23 protein-coding genes are annotated in these 19,333 nt (G+C 37.5%); 4 read left to right on the forward strand and 19 right to left on the reverse strand.

Features of this window, described 5'->3' with window-relative positions:
- Window positions 1–46 precede the first annotated feature (46 nt).
- From BGO84_RS11905 to recO, 7 genes are all read right to left on the reverse strand, one after another.
- The gene (locus BGO84_RS11905) at window positions 47–1,129 is read right to left on the reverse strand and encodes a 3-methyl-2-oxobutanoate dehydrogenase subunit VorB (RefSeq protein ID WP_006842396.1); all 1,083 of its coding nucleotides are present in this window, start codon (window positions 1,127–1,129) and stop codon (window positions 47–49) included.
- Between the two features lie 63 nt (window positions 1,130–1,192).
- Complete coding sequence (locus BGO84_RS11910; protein WP_006842397.1) at window positions 1,193–1,423, reverse strand: 4Fe-4S dicluster domain-containing protein; 231 nt, start codon at window positions 1,421–1,423, stop codon at window positions 1,193–1,195.
- A 202-nt stretch (window positions 1,424–1,625) separates the two neighbouring features.
- Entirely contained in the window at window positions 1,626–2,102 is a 477-nt protein-coding gene (gene ybaK / locus BGO84_RS11915) for a Cys-tRNA(Pro) deacylase (RefSeq protein WP_291029431.1), read from the reverse strand.
- A 126-nt stretch (window positions 2,103–2,228) separates the two neighbouring features.
- The gene (locus BGO84_RS11920; protein WP_135103794.1) at window positions 2,229–3,443 is read right to left on the reverse strand and encodes a DUF6051 family protein; all 1,215 of its coding nucleotides are present in this window, start codon (window positions 3,441–3,443) and stop codon (window positions 2,229–2,231) included.
- A 7-nt stretch (window positions 3,444–3,450) separates the two neighbouring features.
- Window positions 3,451–4,716: a DUF2851 family protein gene (locus tag BGO84_RS11925; RefSeq protein ID WP_283686265.1), complete on the reverse strand. Its 1,266-nt coding sequence runs from the start codon at window positions 4,714–4,716 to the stop codon at window positions 3,451–3,453.
- Window positions 4,717–4,738: 22 nt separating this feature from the next.
- A complete protein-coding gene (locus BGO84_RS11930) occupies window positions 4,739–6,532 on the reverse strand; it encodes a MutS family DNA mismatch repair protein (RefSeq protein ID WP_291029433.1) in 1,794 nt (597 codons plus the stop codon).
- A 38-nt stretch (window positions 6,533–6,570) separates the two neighbouring features.
- On the reverse strand, window positions 6,571–7,293 hold the full coding sequence (gene recO, locus BGO84_RS11935; RefSeq protein ID WP_291029435.1) for a DNA repair protein RecO: 723 nt from the start codon (window positions 7,291–7,293) through the stop codon (window positions 6,571–6,573).
- Window positions 7,294–7,615: 322 nt separating this feature from the next.
- Here recO and BGO84_RS11940 point away from each other — a divergent pair, with 322 nt between their 5' ends.
- From BGO84_RS11940 to BGO84_RS11950, 3 genes are all read left to right on the forward strand, one after another.
- Window positions 7,616–8,248 carry an HAD family phosphatase gene (locus BGO84_RS11940; RefSeq protein WP_291029437.1) on the forward strand — a complete coding sequence of 211 codons (633 nt, stop codon included), beginning with the start codon at window positions 7,616–7,618 and terminating at the stop codon, window positions 8,246–8,248.
- Between the two features lie 15 nt (window positions 8,249–8,263).
- Complete coding sequence (gene ribF / locus BGO84_RS11945) at window positions 8,264–9,205, forward strand: riboflavin biosynthesis protein RibF (protein WP_291029439.1); 942 nt, start codon at window positions 8,264–8,266, stop codon at window positions 9,203–9,205.
- A gap of 251 nt (window positions 9,206–9,456) precedes the next feature.
- Window positions 9,457–9,777: an RNA-binding protein gene (locus BGO84_RS11950; RefSeq protein WP_006842405.1), complete on the forward strand. Its 321-nt coding sequence runs from the start codon at window positions 9,457–9,459 to the stop codon at window positions 9,775–9,777.
- A 72-nt stretch (window positions 9,778–9,849) separates the two neighbouring features.
- Here the strand turns inward: BGO84_RS11950 and BGO84_RS11955 are convergent, their stop codons facing one another.
- From BGO84_RS11955 to mce, 7 genes are all read right to left on the reverse strand, one after another.
- On the reverse strand, window positions 9,850–10,833 hold the full coding sequence (locus BGO84_RS11955) for a beta-ketoacyl-ACP synthase III (protein WP_135103800.1): 984 nt from the start codon (window positions 10,831–10,833) through the stop codon (window positions 9,850–9,852).
- Window positions 10,834–10,907: 74 nt separating this feature from the next.
- Entirely contained in the window at window positions 10,908–11,093 is a 186-nt protein-coding gene (rpmF, locus tag BGO84_RS11960) for a 50S ribosomal protein L32 (protein ID WP_006842407.1), read from the reverse strand.
- A 62-nt stretch (window positions 11,094–11,155) separates the two neighbouring features.
- Window positions 11,156–11,734: a DUF177 domain-containing protein gene (locus BGO84_RS11965; RefSeq protein ID WP_291029441.1), complete on the reverse strand. Its 579-nt coding sequence runs from the start codon at window positions 11,732–11,734 to the stop codon at window positions 11,156–11,158.
- A 519-nt stretch (window positions 11,735–12,253) separates the two neighbouring features.
- Window positions 12,254–12,700 (reverse strand): biotin/lipoyl-containing protein, encoded by a 447-nt coding sequence (locus BGO84_RS11970; RefSeq protein ID WP_252637693.1) that lies wholly within the window; start codon window positions 12,698–12,700, stop codon window positions 12,254–12,256.
- A gap of 16 nt (window positions 12,701–12,716) precedes the next feature.
- Complete coding sequence (locus tag BGO84_RS11975) at window positions 12,717–12,893, reverse strand: hypothetical protein (protein ID WP_167755417.1); 177 nt, start codon at window positions 12,891–12,893, stop codon at window positions 12,717–12,719.
- A gap of 20 nt (window positions 12,894–12,913) precedes the next feature.
- Entirely contained in the window at window positions 12,914–14,464 is a 1,551-nt protein-coding gene (locus BGO84_RS11980; protein WP_135103803.1) for an acyl-CoA carboxylase subunit beta, read from the reverse strand.
- Between the two features lie 92 nt (window positions 14,465–14,556).
- Window positions 14,557–14,970 (reverse strand): methylmalonyl-CoA epimerase, encoded by a 414-nt coding sequence (mce, locus tag BGO84_RS11985; RefSeq protein ID WP_006842412.1) that lies wholly within the window; start codon window positions 14,968–14,970, stop codon window positions 14,557–14,559.
- A gap of 342 nt (window positions 14,971–15,312) precedes the next feature.
- Here mce and BGO84_RS11990 point away from each other — a divergent pair, with 342 nt between their 5' ends.
- On the forward strand, window positions 15,313–15,576 hold the full coding sequence (locus BGO84_RS11990) for a hypothetical protein (RefSeq protein ID WP_135103804.1): 264 nt from the start codon (window positions 15,313–15,315) through the stop codon (window positions 15,574–15,576).
- Between the two features lie 92 nt (window positions 15,577–15,668).
- Here the strand turns inward: BGO84_RS11990 and BGO84_RS11995 are convergent, their stop codons facing one another.
- The 5 genes from BGO84_RS11995 to BGO84_RS12015 form a co-directional block, all read right to left on the reverse strand.
- Window positions 15,669–16,385, reverse strand: coding sequence for a head GIN domain-containing protein (locus BGO84_RS11995; protein ID WP_135103805.1), 717 nt, complete (start codon window positions 16,383–16,385; stop codon window positions 15,669–15,671).
- Between the two features lie 80 nt (window positions 16,386–16,465).
- Window positions 16,466–16,855, reverse strand: a complete 390-nt coding sequence (locus BGO84_RS12000) for a DUF423 domain-containing protein (RefSeq protein WP_291029443.1) — start codon at window positions 16,853–16,855, stop codon at window positions 16,466–16,468.
- Window positions 16,855–18,213 (reverse strand): citrate synthase, encoded by a 1,359-nt coding sequence (locus BGO84_RS12005; RefSeq protein ID WP_291029445.1) that lies wholly within the window; start codon window positions 18,211–18,213, stop codon window positions 16,855–16,857. Before BGO84_RS12005 ends, BGO84_RS12000 begins: the two co-directional genes overlap by 1 nt.
- Window positions 18,214–18,297: 84 nt before the next feature.
- On the reverse strand, window positions 18,298–18,735 hold the full coding sequence (locus tag BGO84_RS12010; protein ID WP_291029447.1) for a GNAT family N-acetyltransferase: 438 nt from the start codon (window positions 18,733–18,735) through the stop codon (window positions 18,298–18,300).
- A 10-nt stretch (window positions 18,736–18,745) separates the two neighbouring features.
- Window positions 18,746–19,330: a DJ-1/PfpI family protein gene (locus tag BGO84_RS12015; RefSeq protein ID WP_291029449.1), complete on the reverse strand. Its 585-nt coding sequence runs from the start codon at window positions 19,328–19,330 to the stop codon at window positions 18,746–18,748.
- Window positions 19,331–19,333: the final 3 nt, after the last annotated feature.

The raw sequence follows: 19,333 nt of genomic DNA on the forward strand, positions 1-19,333 counted from the left end.
TATTCTCGCAAATGCGATAAACACTTGCCTCTCTTAATATCGTTTTTCAACAGTCAAATTTATTCTGCAAGGCGTCTACTACTTCGCTTGGAGTAGGAACAATTCCACCCAAACGTCCGTAATGTTCAACCTTAACTTTACCGTTTACAGCCAAACGAACATCCTCGACCATCTGTCCGGCGTTCATTTCCACTGTAAGCATTCCTTTTACCTTTGTTGAATATTTGTCAATCTCCTTCGATGGGAACGGCCACAAAGTTATTGGGCGTATAAGACCCACCTTTATTCCTTGAGCACGTGCTATTTCCATTGCCTTTTGGCATATGCGGGCAGCAGACCCAAAAGCAACAAGAATATAATCTGCATCTTCGCAGTTTACTTCCTGATGCAAACAAACATCTTTCTCTATCTTCTTAAACTTAGCTTGAAAACGGAGGTTATTTATCTCCATCTTATACGGATCAAGTTCCAGCGAAGTTATTACATTCGGTTTTCTATCAGCAGGTTTTCCAAGAGTAGCCCAAGGACATTGTTCGCGTATTTCTTTTTCGGTTCTTCTTCGTTTAAATTCCGGAAGTTTTACCTTTTCCATCATTTGCCCGATAACACCATCGGTAAGTATCATAGCCGGTGTTTGATATTTGAATGCGAGATCGAATCCCAATGCAACAAAGTCCACCATTTCTTGTACCGATGCAGGAGCAAGAGTTATCAGGTTATAATCGCCATGCCCTCCTCCTTTTACAGTTTGGAAATAATCGGCTTGCGATGGCTGTATTGTACCCAATCCGGGTCCCCCACGCATAACATTCACTAACAAACAAGGCAATTCGGCTCCGGCAAGATAAGACACCCCTTCGAGCATTAAACTCATACCCGGACTTGAAGATGAGGTCATCACGGCTTTGCCGCATCCGGCTCCCCCGTAAACCATATTTATAGATGCTATTTCGCTTTCAGCCTGAAGTACAACCATACCGGTAGTATTCCACGGTGCTTCGGCCATCAACGTTTCCATTATCTCCGATTGAGGAGTAATAGGATAGCCAAAATATCCGTCTGTCCCATATCTAATTGCAGCATGAGCTATGGCTTCATTGCCTTTCATTAAAACTATTTCTTCTGACATAATTTTTGGTTAATTAAAAAAACGAATCTACTAAGCGAAAAGGCTGTATTGATTCGTCATCATTTATTCAAATTTTTTCTTGTAGACTGTGAGACATCCGTCAGGACATACATAACCACAATTGGCACAACCTATACAAGCATCTGGATTTTTCATGTAAACGTAGTGATAGCCCCGGCTGTTAACTTCACGAGGTTGAAGTTCTAAAACATCACAAGGACATGAAACCACACAGAGGTCACAGCCCTTACAACGTTCTTCGTTTACAACTACTGTTCCTTTTATTTTGGCCATTTTTTCTTTATAATAATTTTTTTAGTAATCGCTAACTATAATAAAGTTCTCATTTGATCCCCACGCAAAGGTAGAGGTTATTCTTATTATATTCCTTTTTTTTATGAATAAAGATGTTAAAAAAAAGATGTCTTAAAACATATTGAGATAGCATTTTATCATACAAGATCTAATAATCTATGTCTTTAGAGATGTTTAATCTTTATTTAGTGAGGCTGCCGGTTGTTATGCTTACTATTTGTATTAAATCCAGCGGATTTAACTGAATTTGTAAACCTCTTTTTCCGGCACTTATGTAAATATATTCGAACACTTCATAAGATTTATCGATATAGGTCGGGAACAATTTTTTCATACCAATAGGAGAGCAAGCGCCTCTTATATATCCTGTGATGTTAATAAGCTCTTTCATTGGTATCATATCACAACTCTTATTTCCTGAGATTTTCGCAGCTGCTTTCAAATCGAGCTCTTCAGCTCCCGGTATAATACAAACAAAATAACCGGATTTATCTCCTTTCAGTACCAGTGTTTTAAAAACCTGTTCAACAGGCTCGTGTAACTGTTCGGCAACATGTATGGCACTAAGATCGGACTCGTCGACCTGATATGGAATAAGCTTATATTCTATTTTCTCTTTATCCAAAAGCCGGACGGCGTTTGTTTTATCAATCTTCATTTCTACTTATTTTTCTGCAAATAAAACAACTAAACACGATAGATGTTTACAAAGTATGTTTTGTACTCATATTAATTGCCCTTATTGCTTTCTCATATATTAAGTTCAGAAAGAAAAAATACAGCACTAAGATTGGAGAAAAGCACTGATTTTGTCAAATGTAAATCTGAATTGCTCGTCTACTTCATCTGCGATTTTTGGTAGTGCAGGGAATGGATCTTCATGTATATATTTGTATGGATAATCCAGAATTTCGATATTGATCGGGATATCCCTGCGTGAACCTTGCAGTGTATTTATCACTTCATAGGCCGGAACAACTTCATCCTTTGCCAATGTTATAGCATAAAATTGATGGCTCATTTTTCGGAATACTTCCTCCCGGCATTCTGTCAGTACTCTATAATTCAGCATGCTTCTGAAGTTATTGCCTTCCGGATGTGTATGCATATAATGACGAAGCACTTCGTCGCGCTTCATGTGGCTATCCAGATGTTCTACGACATAGGAATAAAGACTTACATTGGCTTCACTGTCGAGAATAAATTTTGAGACGGGTGATAGTCTGTTGAATACTGCTCCTCCACAAAAAGTAGCATACTTGGAGTTAGAGAAATGCCCGTCTTTGTTACTCATCATCAGTATTTCGCCTAGGAATGTACCTATAGAATATGAAAAGAAATCGATAGAAGCATCCTTATCTATAGCGGGATGTAGTCCTTCCTTGAAATTCTCTACAAAGTCGATTACATCATAGTAAGTTTGCAACCCCGACCAAATAAAACGTTGAGGCTTATTATGCAAACGTGTACTGATAGCTACATTGGATAAACTGGAACAGATAACATCGGGGTGGCGCATTTTTCGTTGCTCGCTTACTCTGTACATTTCACGCGTACTACTCCAAACCGCAGGAGCACGATTCATATGAAATGCTATAGGGAACATAACTATTGATTTACCCGTTTTGTCGACTATATGCTTCGCCCACGGTAAATATTTATACCAGGTTTTCTCATTAAAGCCGTGAAACATGAGTATAATGCCTTTCGCTTTTGTTTCTTTTTTAGGCATTATCATGTGATATCTGAACTTGATATTCTCTAATATTTCAGCGTCTCTCTTGTTCAACATTTCCTGAATCACATCGGGTTCATAATCTTCAGGTACACTCGGTATAAATTCATAATCATCGTTATTGCCCAATCCTCCGGGAAGGATAAAACGATAATTGGAGTCGAAGGTAAAGTTACGCATTACCAAATTTTGATCTATCTCGATCTCACTATCTGTATAGTTCTCGATCTTCTTTAGATGATTAAAAAGGTCTATGTACTTCATTTTATTTTTATTTTTCTACCAGTAATTGATGTCCTATTCTACAAAACAAACATTTGCGAAGTTCGCAATATTCTCTCTTCAGTTGAATCATGGCCTGTGAGTCGGCTGCACTGTTTAATGGCATTTTCAATTTAGCAAAAAGCTTGGTTATACTATTTTGTTCAGGTTTTAGCATTTCCAAAAACTTTAGAGCCCGTTCGCAAAGGGTTTCATTGTCTATACTTTTCCCATATATAAATAATATCGGAGCTACAGTATTGATCAGTAAAATGTCGAGAGACGAATCACCTAGATATTTAGACTTGCGTTCCGATGTTACTCCAAATGCGTAATGGGTTTGCCAATACTCAGAGGCATTGACATGAAACATCAGCCGGATACGTCCGATATCATCACAAGCTGTAATTTTAGAAAATAATCCATGTGAACTATGCAACAAAGAAGCCAGTTGGGCAATTCTTATCTGAGGAAAAGCCGTAGGCCGTGATCTCATACTTTTGAATATATATGAATCTAACGGTTTCAGATCATATTTATTTTTCAGAAACTCATATTCTTTTTTCAACAAAGAGAAGTAATCGTCTTCAACTTTCACATTATCAAGCATACCGGCCTGTCCGAATAAAAGAGCTTCTATTTGAATAATATTGTCTCCTTGTTTTTGAATGCACCTCAATGGCAGACTAAGCGCTAATCGCTCAAAAGAGTCGGAGTTGAGGCCAAATCCAAAATTTCTGGTAAGCAGCACATAAAAAGCATCTTCCCACGAGTTCTGGAAACGCTTAAGTAAGCTTTCTATATGATTAGCCTTTCTTTCGAGACGCTCTATCAGTAAGGTATTCATCCACGAGTTGAGGTGAAAAGGCGGAACGTTTCCTATATAGTTGCGGCACGGAATGTCTGTATTGGAATGAATGAGGAAATCATAGTTCTCTTTTATATGCTGCGGATACGTTATCTCGCATTGGATAACAGATTGTCCCAGTTCATTAAATACTTCACAATTAGCCTTCTCTACTACATGAAGTATCACCGAATTATAGCTTTTGTTTTTATGATGGTTATGTGCTTTCCATTGATCTGAGCTTGTATGTATTTCTATGTTTCCTGCCCATAGTTCACCATCTATTTTTATTTTAGCATTAAAATAGTCGGGACCCTCATTCGTATTTGGCAAGCCTACGTCTAAAACTTCTATCTGACGACCATCAGTCGTTTTCAGTTCTTTCTGATAGAGTTTGAATTTCCAGATGTAGTGTAAAATGTCTTCCATAAGTTAAGTGTTAGGTTGTTGATCATAATCCGGTAATACCCATTTTCTTCATCAGAAAGCTTGCGTTCATATTTTGAGCTACTCCTTCCCTGATTTTGTAGGTAAATGACAGATGATCGTCTTTAATATCCGCCTCAAAGCGGTAATTCTTTATAGCATCGGGAAACTCTTTTTCAAGGTCGCCCAACAATAAATCGTGTGTAGCGATGATACCATTCGCCTCAAGTGACACCAATTGTTTCATCAAGGCAATAGAGCCTTTTTGCTTATCTTCCGAGTTGGTACCTTTCAGTATCTCGTCGAGGATAATAAATAACGGCTCGCCCGATTGCAGACGGTCGATTATCATCTTCAGACGCTTAAGTTCTGCAAAAAAGTAAGATTCGTTGTCTGTAAGAGAATCGGAGGTGCGAAGATTGGTTACTAGCTTGTATGGATAGAATTTCAATGAAGAGGCACACACCGGAGCACCGGCGCAAGCCAGCATGAGGTTTATGCCTACGGTTCGCAAGTATGTACTTTTTCCTGCCATATTTGCTCCTGTAACTACAAGGAAAAAGGGATGGCTCTCTATTGTTACATCGTTGCTTACGCACATCTCTCGATTGAGCATTGGGTGACCAAGGTTTTTACCTTCCAATATATATGTTTCAGATGCCTCTGGATAAATATAATTCGGATGGTTGTACGCATATACAGCAAAAGATATCAGGCTGTCAAACTCTGCCAAAACTTTTAACCAGCTTCCGATATTTTCTTGATGGCGGCTTATCCACTTTTCAATCTTTATTGAATAAATAATATTCCAGAAGAAAATGGGATTGAGAAGAAGCAACCCCAAGACATTGGATGACTGATCGAGATTGTTACTATATGATTTTAGCTGGCGGATAGCTAGTGAGGCAAGTTCCCCATCTTTAATTTTATTTTGCAATTCGATTAATAACGGTGATTTAAACTCTTCGGTCTCTATTATTTCAAATAGGCTTGAGTATGTTTGTAGGGTCTCTATTTTCTTCTCAAAAAAACTCATCTTCAGCCGAATGTCTTTCATCGGAGTAAGGCTTGCTATAAAGAAAATAGTCCAACAAGATCCTAGTATTGGAATAGGCATCAATCCAAAAGAACTTAGAATAATAGATAGAGTAAACACAGCAGGGGCGATATATACAAAGTATCGCCAATAGCTTTCAGATAATAAGCGAGTTTGCATAAATTGACGGGAGAAGTGATCTATATCCAGTCCCTCGGTTTCGCTCATCTGTCCTGTTGCTCTCAGGTGGTTGAGTAGCCGTGGGTTACGACTCAATTCTTTTACGGCTTCTTGATGTGCAATAATATCATCTTTTTTCTCAAAGGGCTTTAGCAGGGAGTCTGCTAGTTTGTTCTTGCCAAAAGAAGTAAGAGTACGGTTTATAGACTGAAAGAATGAGTGATTTCCAAATAAGTCGAGATCTACACTATAGCTATGGCTACCATTAACCTTTTCAGGTGCTCCATCGAAAGTTGAAAAATCATAATCGATACCTTTCAGCTCACTTTCGGCATTCTTAATCAATAATTCACAATATCTTTTTTTGAGAAATAGTTTGTTGTGATATTTTAGCAGATAGAGAAAGATGACGACTGTTATCAAAATAATAGAGACAACGGCAACAGTATGTCCCCACATTACCCAGCAAAGGAGGATACATCCCAAGATAGTAACTAACCGCAAAGTTCCGATCTGGAAAATAGCACTTTTTAGTTTGGTCAGCTTTTCGTCTTCTCTTTTTATAAGATCCTTATATGATTCTTGTACTTCTTCTAGTGTCATTCGCTAAAGTTATAGATTTTATTATAATTAATCGTATGCTAAAACAATTCGTGTAAGACATCGAGTGACTTCAGTGCCGGAAAGTCGTACAGATGCAAACGGTAGTATTCCAATATTCTATTTATGATGTTAATCCGATCTTGCCGAGAGAAAACAAAATGATGCATATTTTCGTACGTAATACGAGCCAGCATAGATAAAGCTTTACTGTCGTACCTATTAAGATAATGATTATGCAAAGGTTGATAATGAACAAACTCGCCGTTTATCATATCAAACAAATTATTTTCCCTGTATTCTTCAAGGTTAGGATAAAATCCCATAAAGTGGCTCAGTTTGAGCATAAATACCAAATGGAAATTGGCTATGCTTTTATCCGTCATCTCGAGTATCTGTACCGACTGCTCAAGAAAGTCGAATAGCAATTGGCTGGTGTCGGCATCTTTTAAGACCCTTGACAAAAACTCGGAAAGGAAAAAAGTCATTGACGTTTTACCCATATCTCCGGCTATCTCATATAAATAAAAATCGGAGCGGGCTTCTCTGATTCGTTGGATCTCTCTATTGCTTTGATGCTCAACTTCCATATCGAGTATCGCTAAAGGCGAAAATAAAGATTTGGGAACTTTTGAGCCCTTACCTCTTGCTTTGGACACCATATACGTTACTCGCCCGAAGGATTCGGTGAATAACTGAGCAAGCAAATACTTGTCGTTGTAGTTTATGGTATTCAGTACCAGTCCTCTTGTCTTATAAAGCACTTCGATAATGTTTAGCTAGACAAAAATACTATTTTTTATCCGAGTGAGATTCGTTATCTCTACAAAGAAGATAAAAGGGGATAGTAAAAAAGTAATAAATTCGTTTAGCTTTATCTTCAATTATTATCTTATTATAAAGAGCCGTTCGATGTGTGATAAATATTGTAAAGGGTAAAAGTAACATCGAAAAACAAGTAAAATACTGTCACTTTTGTCCCTTTTTACAATTTCTGATCTATGGAGGTTATTTATTAAACATGCATGAATTATCTCAGCCATGTAAAAATAATTGACTAACTTCGCATATAATAAATATAACGTTATGTCTCAAAAAATAAAAAATATACTTTTTGATCTGGGAGGAGTTATTATAAGCCTCAATAAACAGGAAGCGTTGAACCGTTTTACGGCTATTGGCTTCCCTAATATTGAAGATTATTTAGGTGAGTTTCGTCAAGAAGGAATATTTCTGGAGTACGAAGAAGGTAAAATAAGTCCTGAAGGTTTTTATAAAGAATTCCGCAAGTTATGCGGTAATGATAATATTGCCGCCGAAGATATCGATAATGGTTGGTTAGGCTTTTTAGCGGGGATTCCTCCATACAAATTTGAACTTTTGAAAGAGCTTCGCAAAAAGTATAAAGTATATTTATTAAGCAATACAAATCCATCTGTAGTGAAATGGGCTTCAAGTGAGGCTTTCTCACCCGAAGGTTTGCCTATTCAGGCATATTTCGATAAATGCTATCTTTCTTTTGAGATAGGGCATGCAAAACCCGACAGGGAGATATTTGACTTTATACTTGCCGATTCGGGAATGATTCCGTCCGAGACTCTGTTTCTTGATGATGGCAAAGCGAATATAGAAATAGGTAAAGAGATTGGCTTTGAAACTTGTCTGGTCGATCAAACAGAAGACCTAAGAAAAGTGTTTACTGATAGAGACCTATTATAAGTTAATACTTAGGATATGCAGTTAGTGGATAAGACAAACAAGATAGAACTTCCGTCATTAGTGGCTACTATTGGCTTTTTCGATGGTGTACATACCGGACATCGGTATCTTATTGATCAGGTGAAAGAAGAAGCCGCCAAGCGAGGTTTACCCTCTGCCGTCATAACTTTTCCTGTACATCCGCGAAAGGTGTTGCAAAAAGACTATCAGCCGTCTTTACTTTGTGGCTATGACGAAAAGATAGAGCGTCTGGCTACTACCGGAATTGATTATTGTATTTGTCTCGACTTTACGGTTGAGATATCACAAATGTCTGCGAAGAGATTTATGCAAGATATCCTGAAAGAAAAACTGAATGTTGATTCTCTCATCATAGGCTACGATCATCGTTTTGGACACAATAGAGAAGATGACTTTTCTGATTACGAACGATATGGCAGTGAAATAAAAATGCAAGTCATAGAAGCTAAAGCTTTACCGGGGCTCGAACATGTTAGTTCGTCACGTATACGCAAGCTTCTGGCAGAAGGATATATCCGTAAAGCGGGGAAGCTATTATCATATAACTACACTATCTCAGGAAAGATTGTGGAAGGATTTAAAGTAGGCAGGACGATAGGTTTCCCAACTGCCAATATACAGATATGGGAGACTTATAAGGTAGTTCCTGCATTTGGTATATATGCAGTCTATGTACATGTCGAAGGTGTTAAATATGATGGTATGCTTTACATTGGCAAACGTCCTACGCTGCATAATGGAGATAATATAAGTATAGAGGTTAATCTCTTCGATTTTGACGGAGATCTGTATAATAAAACCCTCACGGCAGAATTTCTTGATTTTGTGCGTCCTGACGAAAAATTCTCAGATATTGCTACTTTAAAGGATCAGATTAGTAGAGATAAAGAGACTGTAATAAAAGTTATTGAAAATTATAAAGGGCTTAATACCTAGTCTCTAAACCATATCTCAGTTATATAATCCTAAAATATTAACTTATAACAAAAAAATAATAGATAAAGAGTTAAATAACTGATTTTTATTTTTATATTTGTGGAGCATTAGAGTTCTTAACAGTATGGTTTAAATTTTTCTTCGCAAGTCACTTCCCTTCTTGGTAACCTTTCTTGTCTAGTTTATTTTAGCTTTTTATTCTTATTTACTTCTTCTGCAAAGTATTAAATTTTAAATTTTATTTTTTTACAATGAACATTTTTATTGCAGGGTTGAGCTACAGCATCAACGACAATGATTTGAGAGATTTATTCAACGAATACGGTGAAATTTCCTCAGCAAAAGTTATTATGGACAAGGCTACAGGCCGTTCTAAAGGTTATGGATTTGTTGAACTTGAAGACAATGCAGCCGGACAAAAAGCTATTGAAGAATTAAATGGTGCTGAATATGACGGAAGAACTATTTCTGTTTCAGAAGCTCGTCCTCGTACAGAAGGTGGAGACCGCCCACGCAGAAACTTCGATAACAACAGAGGTGGAAACGGTGGTTTTAGAAGACGTGAATATTAATTAGTATTCTACATAAACAATAAAAGGTGCCATTTGGCACCTTTTTTGTTTTTATTAATTGACAGGCGATAATCAATATGCCCATTTTAAGTATAAAGCTCCCCATGTAAATCCTCCGCCAAATGCTGTAAGGATGAGGTTGTCTCCTTTCTTAAGCTGAGATTCCCATTCGTGTATGCAGACAGGAATTGTGGCAGCACTTGTATTACCATACTTTTGTATGTTTACCATAACCTTGTTTGGCGAAAGTCCCATACGATTTCCTACAGCCTCGATAATGCGAATGTTTGCCTGATGAGGAACTAACCAGTCTACCGATTCGTTTGATAGATTGTTACGTTCCATTATCTCTACAGAAACATCAGCCATTTTAGATACGGCATGTTTGAATACTACTTGTCCTTCTTGATAAACATAGTGCATGTCTTTATCTACGGTCTCGTGTGAAGCCGGATAAGCCGAACCCCCTCCATATTGGTGGAGATGAGTTATTCCAATTCCATCGAGATGAAGAATACTATCCATAATGCCAAACTCTTCTTCGGTAGGCTCCAGCATTACAGCACCTGCAGCATCTCCAAATAGAGGACATGTAGCACGATCTTTATAGTTGGCTATAGATGTCATTTTATCTCCTGCAGCTACAATTACTTTTTTGTACTTGCCTGATTTGATAAAGTTAGAGCCAACCTCTAATGCATATATAAAGCCTGAACATGCAGCTTGGATATCAAACCCTAAAGCATTTTTTATTCCACAAGCTTCAGCTGTCATTGCAGCCGTTGATGGAAATACATAGTCAGGTGTAGTAGTGGCAAAAATGATTACCTCAACCTCTTCTGGTTTGGTATTTGTTTTCTTCAATAATTCTTTCACAGCTTCGGCTCCCATAACAGAAGTTCCTTTGCCTTCGCCTTTGAGTACACGACGTTCTTTGATTCCGACACGGGTCATGATCCATTCGTCTGTAGTATCCACCAATTTTTCAATATCACTGTTGGTGAGAATATCCTCAGGGACATATGCTCCTATACCGGTAATTGCAGCTCGAATCATTGTATTTTTTGGTTTTGTGAGTATTTATAAAAAAAATGCCCTAATATTAGGGCTTAAAGTCTTGGTTTAAGATATTAAACCGCCGCTCCTTTTTCTATTGCCAATTTACCTCTGTAGTATCCGCACTCAGGGCAAACTGTGTGGAATACATGCCAAGAGCCGCAATTAGAGCATACAGCTAATGTTGGAGCTACTGCTTTGTCATGAGTTCTTCTTTTAGCTGTTCTAGACTTTGACTGTCTTCGTTTCGGATGTGCCATCTTTTTGTTTTATTTAGTTATTTCTATATATCTGAATTAAAAAATCAAATTCCTGTTCTTATTTAATCCTCGTCAATAGAGACATCTTTCAATGCGTCCCAACGAGAATCTGTAAGGGATGAGTCGTCCTCAATTTCGATATCATCCAAGTCGTCTTCGTCCGAATCTTCATCGGAAGAACTTTTAGCCCGATGCTTATTTAACTTAGAAGACATTGTTTTATTGCATGTGCCCGGAGGATGTATTCGTTTTGCCGGTAAACTGAGTACGATAAATTCATACAAAAACCATGCGATATTAATTTCTCCATCATCTTCAGGGATGATAACAATCTCATCACTTTCTTCAGAGTATTCTTTACCGAATTTAACGACAAGCTTATTTTTTGTTTCCACATTCATGTTGATGTCGTCTAAACATCTGTCGCATGGAACTAAAACAAATCCGGTAATATCAAAATTGAGCTCAAAAATAGTACTGGTCTTTTTTAAAGATACTACTACTTTTAAGTTGCCCCTTTTTATATCGGCTGTGCCGTCATCAATAAGAGCAAAGTACTTATTATTCAAGTCATACTTGAATTCATGTTTCCCTTCGGTTAAACTTCTCAAAGGGATATTATATAAGCTAAACTTTCCCACGTATTGTATTTAAAACTCAAAAGAACGGCGCAAAGGTATAAAGTTTTTTTGGAATAAATAAATATTTTAAGTCTAATCTTGAAACAAAGTGGGTGAGGGGATTCAAATGTAAATGATATGATTTTGAATTTGTATATAAAAAAGCTACATAAAAATTAATTTATGTAGCTTTCTCTTAATTAGCGTAGTAATGTTGTTTGTTTTCTCTTTTAATATACCTTTAAAAATAAAGAATATATAGTTTTAATTATGTAGTGTAGCTTTGTTTTTTAAGTATTGTTCTAGTGCTCATTTAGTATATAGATGGTAGGGATATAAAAACGTTGCATATAAATTTTCTTTTTTTTTGTTTTTTAACAAAGTGGATGCTATGTAAATTGTTGACAGATAGTTATCTAGTTTAATTATACTATAGAGTTATAGGAGATAGGAAAATATTCTATAGCGTAAGGTGAGATAAAAAGAGAGCGCCGCATAAAAATTAATTTATGCGGCGCTACTTTATAGATAGTTATTGTTTTATCCGATTGTAATCAGAGCAACTCCTTCTAGTACAGAGTCTCCTTTAGATACATGTATACCGGTAACCTTTCCGTCTTGAGTAGCTTGTATAGCATTCTCCATTTTCATAGCCTCAAGCATAACTACAGTTTGTCCTTTCTTCACTTCGTCACCTTCATTAACTAATACGTCAATGATGATGCCCGGAAGCGGAGATTTTACACTGCCTGCACCACCACTTGCTGGTTTGGTTGGTGCCGAAGTTGTAGCTTTAGGTGCTGCTGTGGCAGTAGCTGCCGGTGCTTTCGAAGCCGGACGAGTAACAAGAGTGATTTCTTCCTCGTTGTTTACCAATTCTACTTTATAGTTGCTTCCGTTTACTGCAACTTCAGCAAGACCGTTATCCATCTTGTTTACGGCTACTATGTATTCCTGTCCGTTTATTCTATATATGAACTGTTTCATAATAATTTATCAAATTTTATTTTCTTACTGGCATTTGAAGCATAGCTTTACTTTTGTCAGCCCATGGTAGATAATCTTTCGACACATGTTTGATCGTTAGCACATTGCTTTCTATGTCGTGCTGGTTTTGCACATCATATATGGCTAAGGCTATAGCTGCTAATACTTCTGACGGTATATTATTATTACTCATAATACTAATTCGTTTAGAGATTATAGAGGCAGGTTGTCATGCTTCTTAGAAGGATTGACTTGCTTTTTAGTTCTCAGTTGTTCCAAAGCACGGATAACGCGGAAACGAGTATTTCTCGGTTCTATTACGTCATCGATATATCCATAGCGTGCAGCGTTGAAAGGATTACAGAATAATTTGTTGTATTCTGCTTTCTTTGCAGCAAGTGCTTCAGCTGGATTCTCAGATTCTTTGATTTCTTTCGCGTAAAGAACTTCTGCTGCTCCATCAGCACCCATAACTGCGATTTCGGCAGTAGGCCATGCATAGTTGATGTCGCCACGAAGTTGTTTACAGCTCATTACGATGTGTGAACCTCCGTAAGACTTACGTAGAGTAACTGTTACTTTAGGTACTGTAGCTTCTCCGTATGCATAAAGAAGTTTTGCGCCATGAGTAATTACACCGCCGTATTCTTGACCTGTTCCAGGAAGGAATCCCGGTACGTCTACCAATGTTACCAACGGAATATTGAAGGCATCGCAGAAGCGTACAAAACGAGCTGCTTTGCGTGAGGCGTTGATATCTAGTACTCCGGCAAGGTATTTAGGTTGGTTAGCCACGATACCAACAGATTGACCATTCATGCGGGCAAAACCAATTATTATGTTCTTAGCATAGTTTCCATGTACCTCAAGGAATTCGCCATTGTCGACAACCGCACCGATTACTTCAAACATATCGTATGGTTTATTCGGATTGTCAGGGATGATTTCATTTAGTAAATCTTCCATTCTGGCAGCTGGGTCTGTACATTCTTTACGAGGAGCTTCTTCCATATTGTTTTGAGGAAGGAAGCTATATAAGTGACGGATCAAAGATAATCCATCATCTTCGTTCGCTACAGAGAAATGAGCAACACCCGATTTAGTAGTGTGTACGCTTGCTCCACCAAGTTCTTCTTGTGTTACGTCTTCTCCGGTTACAGTTTTTACAACTTTAGGTCCTGTAAGGAACATATAAGATGTGCCTTCTGTCATCAAGACAAAGTCTGTCAAAGCTGGTGAATATACTGCTCCACCGGCACATGGACCGAAGATTCCTGATATTTGAGGTATTACACCTGAAGCTAAGATATTGCGTTGGAAAATTTCTGAATAGCCGGCAAGAGCGTTAACCCCTTCTTGTATACGTGCACCTCCCGAGTCGTTGATGCCGATTACCGGAGCACCTACTTTCATTGCCATATCCATTACTTTACAGATCTTTAATGCCATAGTTTCGGAAAGTGATCCTCCTATAACAGTAAAGTCTTGAGCGAAGACATAAACAAGACGACCTTCGATCGTGCCACAGCCTGTTACGACTCCGTCTCCAAGGAATTTTTGTTTGTCCATTCCGAAGTTTGTACTGCGGTGTTCAACGAACATGTCAAATTCTTCGAAACTGCCTTCATCCAATAAGATGGCTAAGCGTTCGCGTGCAGTATACTTGCCTTTTGCATGTTGAGCTTCTATTCTCTTTTCTCCTCCACCGAGGCGTGCCTTTGCGCGGAGCTCTATCAGCTCTTTTACTTTTTCAAGTTGGCCCATGTTTTAATATTTTAGATTCTAATTAAATTATAGGATAATGCAAAAATGACTTTACTTCATTGTGGGTTTAATGAGTAAAGTCATTTTCTTATTTATTTTTTTGGAGTCTCACAAAGTTCTGTAAGAACGCTTCCTGTTGATTTCGGGTGAAGGAATGCGATGTCAAGACCTTCAGCACCACGGCGAGGGGCTTTGTCTATTAGTTGAACTCCTTTAGCTTCTACTTCAGCTAAAGCGTTTGCTACGCCGTCTTGAACACACCATGCAATGTGGTGAATTCCTTCTCCTTTTTTCTCAATAAATTTAGCAATTGTGCTGTCTGGACTTGTCGGTTCAAGCAGTTCGATTTTTGTTTGGCCTACTTTAAAAAAAGCGGTCTTTACTTTTTGATCTTCAACAACCTCTATGCTGTAGCATTTTAAGCCTAAAACTCCTTCATAATAAGGAAGTTGTTCTTCGATGCTTTTCACAGCAATACCTAGATGTTCAATGTGCGAAATATCCATATTATATTTGAATAAAAAGTTATTATTTAGTTCGCCCCAAAGGTACTATTAAAATATAAGACAACGAAATTAAAATTATAAAAAAACTTGCATTGTGCACAAAAAACAAGAAACTGTGCATTTGTGGAAATATGTTACTGTTTGTGTTGATATTGTACTCCTTGAGCTTGTGTGAGGTACTAATATATCCATATTTAGTACTAATTGCTATGTTATTAATATTAATCATATATTCCCTATACTCATATCTCTTTTATATCAAATAGATAATTTTGTGAACAATGTGTTATAGATGGTTGTTATAATATGACCTATTGTTCCATCTTTTAAAATGATATTGCTATGAGACTTAGAGATGTTTTGAAGGTAGGGGATATATTATATAGAGTTGACCCCAAAAAGTTGTCTATAAAGGTGTTTAAGATTGACTCTCCTGACGAAGTTGTAAATTTTACGACGACCAATTATGAGGACTTTTCCGTAACGTGTGAAAAGAAGCGTTTCTCTTTGCCTTTCGATAACTTCCCGTTTGAATTTAAAGGGCTTATATATTTCCAGAGTGAAGATGAAGCGAATAACTTTATAAAAACTCAAATAGGATTATAGTTGTTTAGTTTTATACAATTGCTATTGTATTATAATACAAAAAGATTATCCCGGTCGGGATAATCTTTTTTGTTTTTATAGCTTTAGTTTTCTTATTCTTGTCTCGAAATCTTACCGCTTCCGGATATTGACTGATCTATTTGCGGGTTGCCCTTGTATTTAACGCTACCACTGCCAGAAATGCTTACGTCCAGATATTTGTTGGCATATACAAAAAAGTCTCCGCTACCTGATACCGAACATTTAACAGAGTCGGCAACTAGATCTGTAGCTATTACTTTACCGCTACCTGATATTCTGGAGTCTATGTTTGTTACTTTACCTTTTGCATTTACATCGCCCGATCCTGATACTCTTGTTGACAATGAGTGACATATAAGGCTGTCTATAATGATGTTGCCACTCCCTGATACAGATATATCTAATTTTGAAGTTTCTAACTTGCCTTTTAAGTGAGCTTTCATAGAACCGCTGATGCTTAGGCTTGTCAGGTCTTTCGAATTAGTATATATTTTGTATGTTGTAGGGTTGATGTTTTCTTTGCTCTTGAAAGACAGTACATCTCCATCTGTTTTTATTATCAACAACGGATAAATATTTTCATCAGTTTCTACGCGTACATATGGTGCTGTGTCCGGCTTTTGTTCATAAATGAGTTCACCGCCCCCACCAAATTCAATGGCTTTATAGTCAGATATACTAACTTCGTTTTCTACTATTGTTCCGTTACCTCTTACCGAATTGAAATTACAAGACTGGGCAACAAATATTAATAAACTAATGCTGATTGTGTATAAAATAGATTTCATTTCTATAATAATTTAAAATTGTTAACTTATAGATATGACGGCATAACTATGTTTTTGGTTACAGAAAAAATCAAAAAAAATTAAATAATTTTATTTTTAATGAAAAATACAACCAGCATCACCCATCCTGCAATCATAAACATACCTCCGATAGGGGTAATAGGACCTAAAAATTTTAAGTTCACATTCCAATATTCGGAGAAGGCTAGAAAATAAATACTAAACGAAAATAAGAATACACCCACAATGATGGAGATAGCAGCCCACTTCTCGAGAGAGGATGTGAAAGATAGAGTCAGGCCTATTACCAGCAATACAATCGCATGATACATCTGATAACGCACCCCTGTGTCGAAGCTCGCTAGCTTATCGGGAGTTAGCATCGCCTTGAAGGCATGTGCTCCAAAAGCTCCAAGTATAACAGATATAGTACCGTATACACTTGCTGCAATTAATACGAGTTGCTTCATTATCTTTTATCTATAGGTATGTATTCACGAACGTCAGCTGCATTTTTGTATGCAGGACGGATGATTCGTTTTTGCTTAAAGTTTAGTTCTTCGATGCGGTGTGCTGTCCATCCTACAATACGAGCCATAGCAAACAACGGAGTATAAATTTCCTGCGGAAGACCAATCATATCGTATACAAATCCGGAGTAAAAGTCCACATTGGCACATACCTGTTTGTTTACATTTTTTCCTTTCGTTTCCATGAAGTTGAAGATCGCCCGTTCTTCTAATAAGGTGTAGAAATTATACTCAGCTTCGCGACCTTTTTCGATTGCCAAATCTCGAGCCATTTCTTTCAGGAGAACAGTGCGAGGATCTGATATGGTATATATAGCGTGCCCGATACCGTAAATAAGCCCAGTGCGGTCATAAGCTTCTTTATTCAATATCTTACAAAGGTAATTGTCTATTTCTTCAACGCTGGTCCAGTCTTTAACCTCACTCTTGATAGTTTGTATCATGTCTATAACCTTCAGGTTTGCTCCTCCATGAAGAGGCCCTTTCAGTGAGCCTATGCCTGCGGCAATAGTAGAATAGGTATCGGTTCCTGTCGAGCTGGTTACGCGTACCGTAAATGTAGAGTTGTTCCCTCCACCGTGATCGGCGTGTACCATCATGGCAAGGTCTAGTATTTTTACATCCAGTGGAGTATAGTGGCGTCCTTTCATCATGTAAAGGAAATTCTCGGCAAGAGAAACGTCCGGCTGAGGGTGTCTTATATGTAACGACTTACCTTGTCCATGTCGTATGGCATTATGTGCATAGGCTACTATGGTAGGGAATGTTGCAATCAGATTGATGGATTGCTTGATTAGATTTTCGGGAGTCGTATCGTCCGGATTCTCATCGAATGTGTATAGCTCAAGCACGCACCTTGATAAATAGTTCATGATGTCTTTTCCTACCAAGTCTAATATATGCATTACGATTTTAGGATTCAAATCCATAGTTCTGCTTATTACACCCGAAAACTCTTTTAGCTCTACTTTGCTTGGCAGATTGCCCGATAGAATAAGATAAACGACTTCTTCAAATCCTAGTCGGTCTTCTTTTTGAGCTCCTTTTACTATATCTTCAAGGCTAATTCCCCTGTATATCAGTCTTCCCGGTATCGGTGTCAGATTTCCCTCAGCATCACGTTCGTACCCAACAACGTCACCTACCTTTGTGAGACCAACAACAACCCCTGTATGGTCTTCATTTCTAAGTCCACGTTTTACATTGAAAGTTTTGAAAAGTTCATTGTCAATGTTGCATGTTGTTTCTACTGTTTTTGATATTTTTTTTATTGTTTCACTATCTTTTAATCTATCCATAATATCTGGTTTTAATTGTTTGTCAATGGTACTTATTAGGAACAAAAAATTATTCAAATAGGTTCTTGAATAATATAAATATATTTAGAATATTATGTCGCAATTTTTTTCTGTTTCGTCTATTTTTGCTCCTAAACTTTTGTAAAAGGATATCGCAGGCTTGTTCCATTCAGAAACTTGCCACCTTAACCTGTCGCACTTCTCTTTCTCGGCATGTTTGATAACAGTATTGATGAGTAGCGTGCCGATTCCCTTCCCTCTATATTGTTCTTTTATGTAAAGGTCATCCATATATAAGGATTTACCCACCCATGTGTAATATGCAAAGAAAAAAGTAGCATATCCTATAATCCTATCATCTTCATCTCTGGCTGTAAAACCATGAAGGAAGTCTTTCTCGGATATCATCTTTTCTACCGAATTTTTCATCTTTTCCGGTTGGTTCTGGAATGTTGCAAATTCAAGAAAAAGAGCAACTAATTCTTCGAAATCATTCTCTTCAATGTTTTTTATTGTTACCATATTTTGATCTTTAATCAGTGAAGTTATCAACGGTTTTATCTTCCTGCCAGTTGTATTCTATTCTTTTTGCTATTTCTCTAGCTTTCTCTAGTCCCTTTATGTCTGCTATAAAGCCTAAAGCCATATCTATTCCTGCGCTAATACCTGAAGATGTATAGTATTTGCCATCTACTACCCATCGGGCTTGTTTTATCCAAGTGACTTGATCGGAGCTTTGTTTTACCCAACCGAAAGACCGTTTGTTTGACGTTGCTTTTCTTCCGTCCAATAGCCCCGTCTTTGCGAGTAGTGCACTTCCTGTGCAGACAGTGATAACGAATTGGCTTTTGGCCGCCAGATGTTTTATTGTGTCAATAAAGCCGGAGTTGTTTATTTCATCCCTTGCGCCTATTCCCCCGGGAAGAAACAATACCTGATCGGAGATAAACTGATCAAGTTTTTCTGTCGCGATGTGTATATTGTCTTGATTCGAAATCAAACCGCCATCCAGAGAATAATATTTGATTTCCCATCCGTCTGCTTTGCCAAAAACTTCCACAGGACCAAATACGTCAAGGGTTTCAAAGTTGTGAAATAGTACAACGTTTATGATCATTGC

This window comes from Dysgonomonas sp. 37-18 (assembly GCF_001899125.1).
In the GTDB taxonomy this organism is placed as follows: Bacteria; Bacteroidota; Bacteroidia; order Bacteroidales; family Dysgonomonadaceae; genus Dysgonomonas.

What these genes read in the sequence shown, in the direction of transcription:
- BGO84_RS11905 (WP_006842396.1), bottom strand. Translation starts at nt 1,129, where the DNA reads ATGTCAGAAGAAATAGTTTTAATGAAAGGCAATGAAGCCATAGCTCAT.
- BGO84_RS11910 (WP_006842397.1), bottom strand. Translation starts at nt 1,423, where the DNA reads ATGGCCAAAATAAAAGGAACAGTAGTTGTAAACGAAGAACGTTGTAAG.
- ybaK (WP_291029431.1), bottom strand. Translation starts at nt 2,102, where the DNA reads ATGAAGATTGATAAAACAAACGCCGTCCGGCTTTTGGATAAAGAGAAA.
- BGO84_RS11920 (WP_135103794.1), bottom strand. Translation starts at nt 3,443, where the DNA reads ATGAAGTACATAGACCTTTTTAATCATCTAAAGAAGATCGAGAACTAT.
- BGO84_RS11925 (WP_283686265.1), bottom strand. Translation starts at nt 4,716, where the DNA reads ATGGAAGACATTTTACACTACATCTGGAAATTCAAACTCTATCAGAAA.
- BGO84_RS11930 (WP_291029433.1), bottom strand. Translation starts at nt 6,532, where the DNA reads ATGACACTAGAAGAAGTACAAGAATCATATAAGGATCTTATAAAAAGA.
- BGO84_RS11940 (WP_291029437.1), top strand. Translation starts at nt 7,616, where the DNA reads ATGTCTCAAAAAATAAAAAATATACTTTTTGATCTGGGAGGAGTTATT.
- ribF (WP_291029439.1), top strand. Translation starts at nt 8,264, where the DNA reads ATGCAGTTAGTGGATAAGACAAACAAGATAGAACTTCCGTCATTAGTG.
- BGO84_RS11950 (WP_006842405.1), top strand. Translation starts at nt 9,457, where the DNA reads ATGAACATTTTTATTGCAGGGTTGAGCTACAGCATCAACGACAATGAT.
- BGO84_RS11955 (WP_135103800.1), bottom strand. Translation starts at nt 10,833, where the DNA reads ATGATTCGAGCTGCAATTACCGGTATAGGAGCATATGTCCCTGAGGAT.
- rpmF (WP_006842407.1), bottom strand. Translation starts at nt 11,093, where the DNA reads ATGGCACATCCGAAACGAAGACAGTCAAAGTCTAGAACAGCTAAAAGA.
- BGO84_RS11970 (WP_252637693.1), bottom strand. Translation starts at nt 12,700, where the DNA reads ATGAAACAGTTCATATATAGAATAAACGGACAGGAATACATAGTAGCC.
- BGO84_RS11975 (WP_167755417.1), bottom strand. Translation starts at nt 12,893, where the DNA reads ATGAGTAATAATAATATACCGTCAGAAGTATTAGCAGCTATAGCCTTA.
- BGO84_RS11980 (WP_135103803.1), bottom strand. Translation starts at nt 14,464, where the DNA reads ATGGGCCAACTTGAAAAAGTAAAAGAGCTGATAGAGCTCCGCGCAAAG.
- mce (WP_006842412.1), bottom strand. Translation starts at nt 14,970, where the DNA reads ATGGATATTTCGCACATTGAACATCTAGGTATTGCTGTGAAAAGCATC.
- BGO84_RS11990 (WP_135103804.1), top strand. Translation starts at nt 15,313, where the DNA reads ATGAGACTTAGAGATGTTTTGAAGGTAGGGGATATATTATATAGAGTT.
- BGO84_RS11995 (WP_135103805.1), bottom strand. Translation starts at nt 16,385, where the DNA reads ATGAAATCTATTTTATACACAATCAGCATTAGTTTATTAATATTTGTT.
- BGO84_RS12000 (WP_291029443.1), bottom strand. Translation starts at nt 16,855, where the DNA reads ATGAAGCAACTCGTATTAATTGCAGCAAGTGTATACGGTACTATATCT.
- BGO84_RS12005 (WP_291029445.1), bottom strand. Translation starts at nt 18,213, where the DNA reads ATGGATAGATTAAAAGATAGTGAAACAATAAAAAAAATATCAAAAACA.
- BGO84_RS12010 (WP_291029447.1), bottom strand. Translation starts at nt 18,735, where the DNA reads ATGGTAACAATAAAAAACATTGAAGAGAATGATTTCGAAGAATTAGTT.
- BGO84_RS12015 (WP_291029449.1), bottom strand. Translation starts at nt 19,330, where the DNA reads ATGATCATAAACGTTGTACTATTTCACAACTTTGAAACCCTTGACGTA.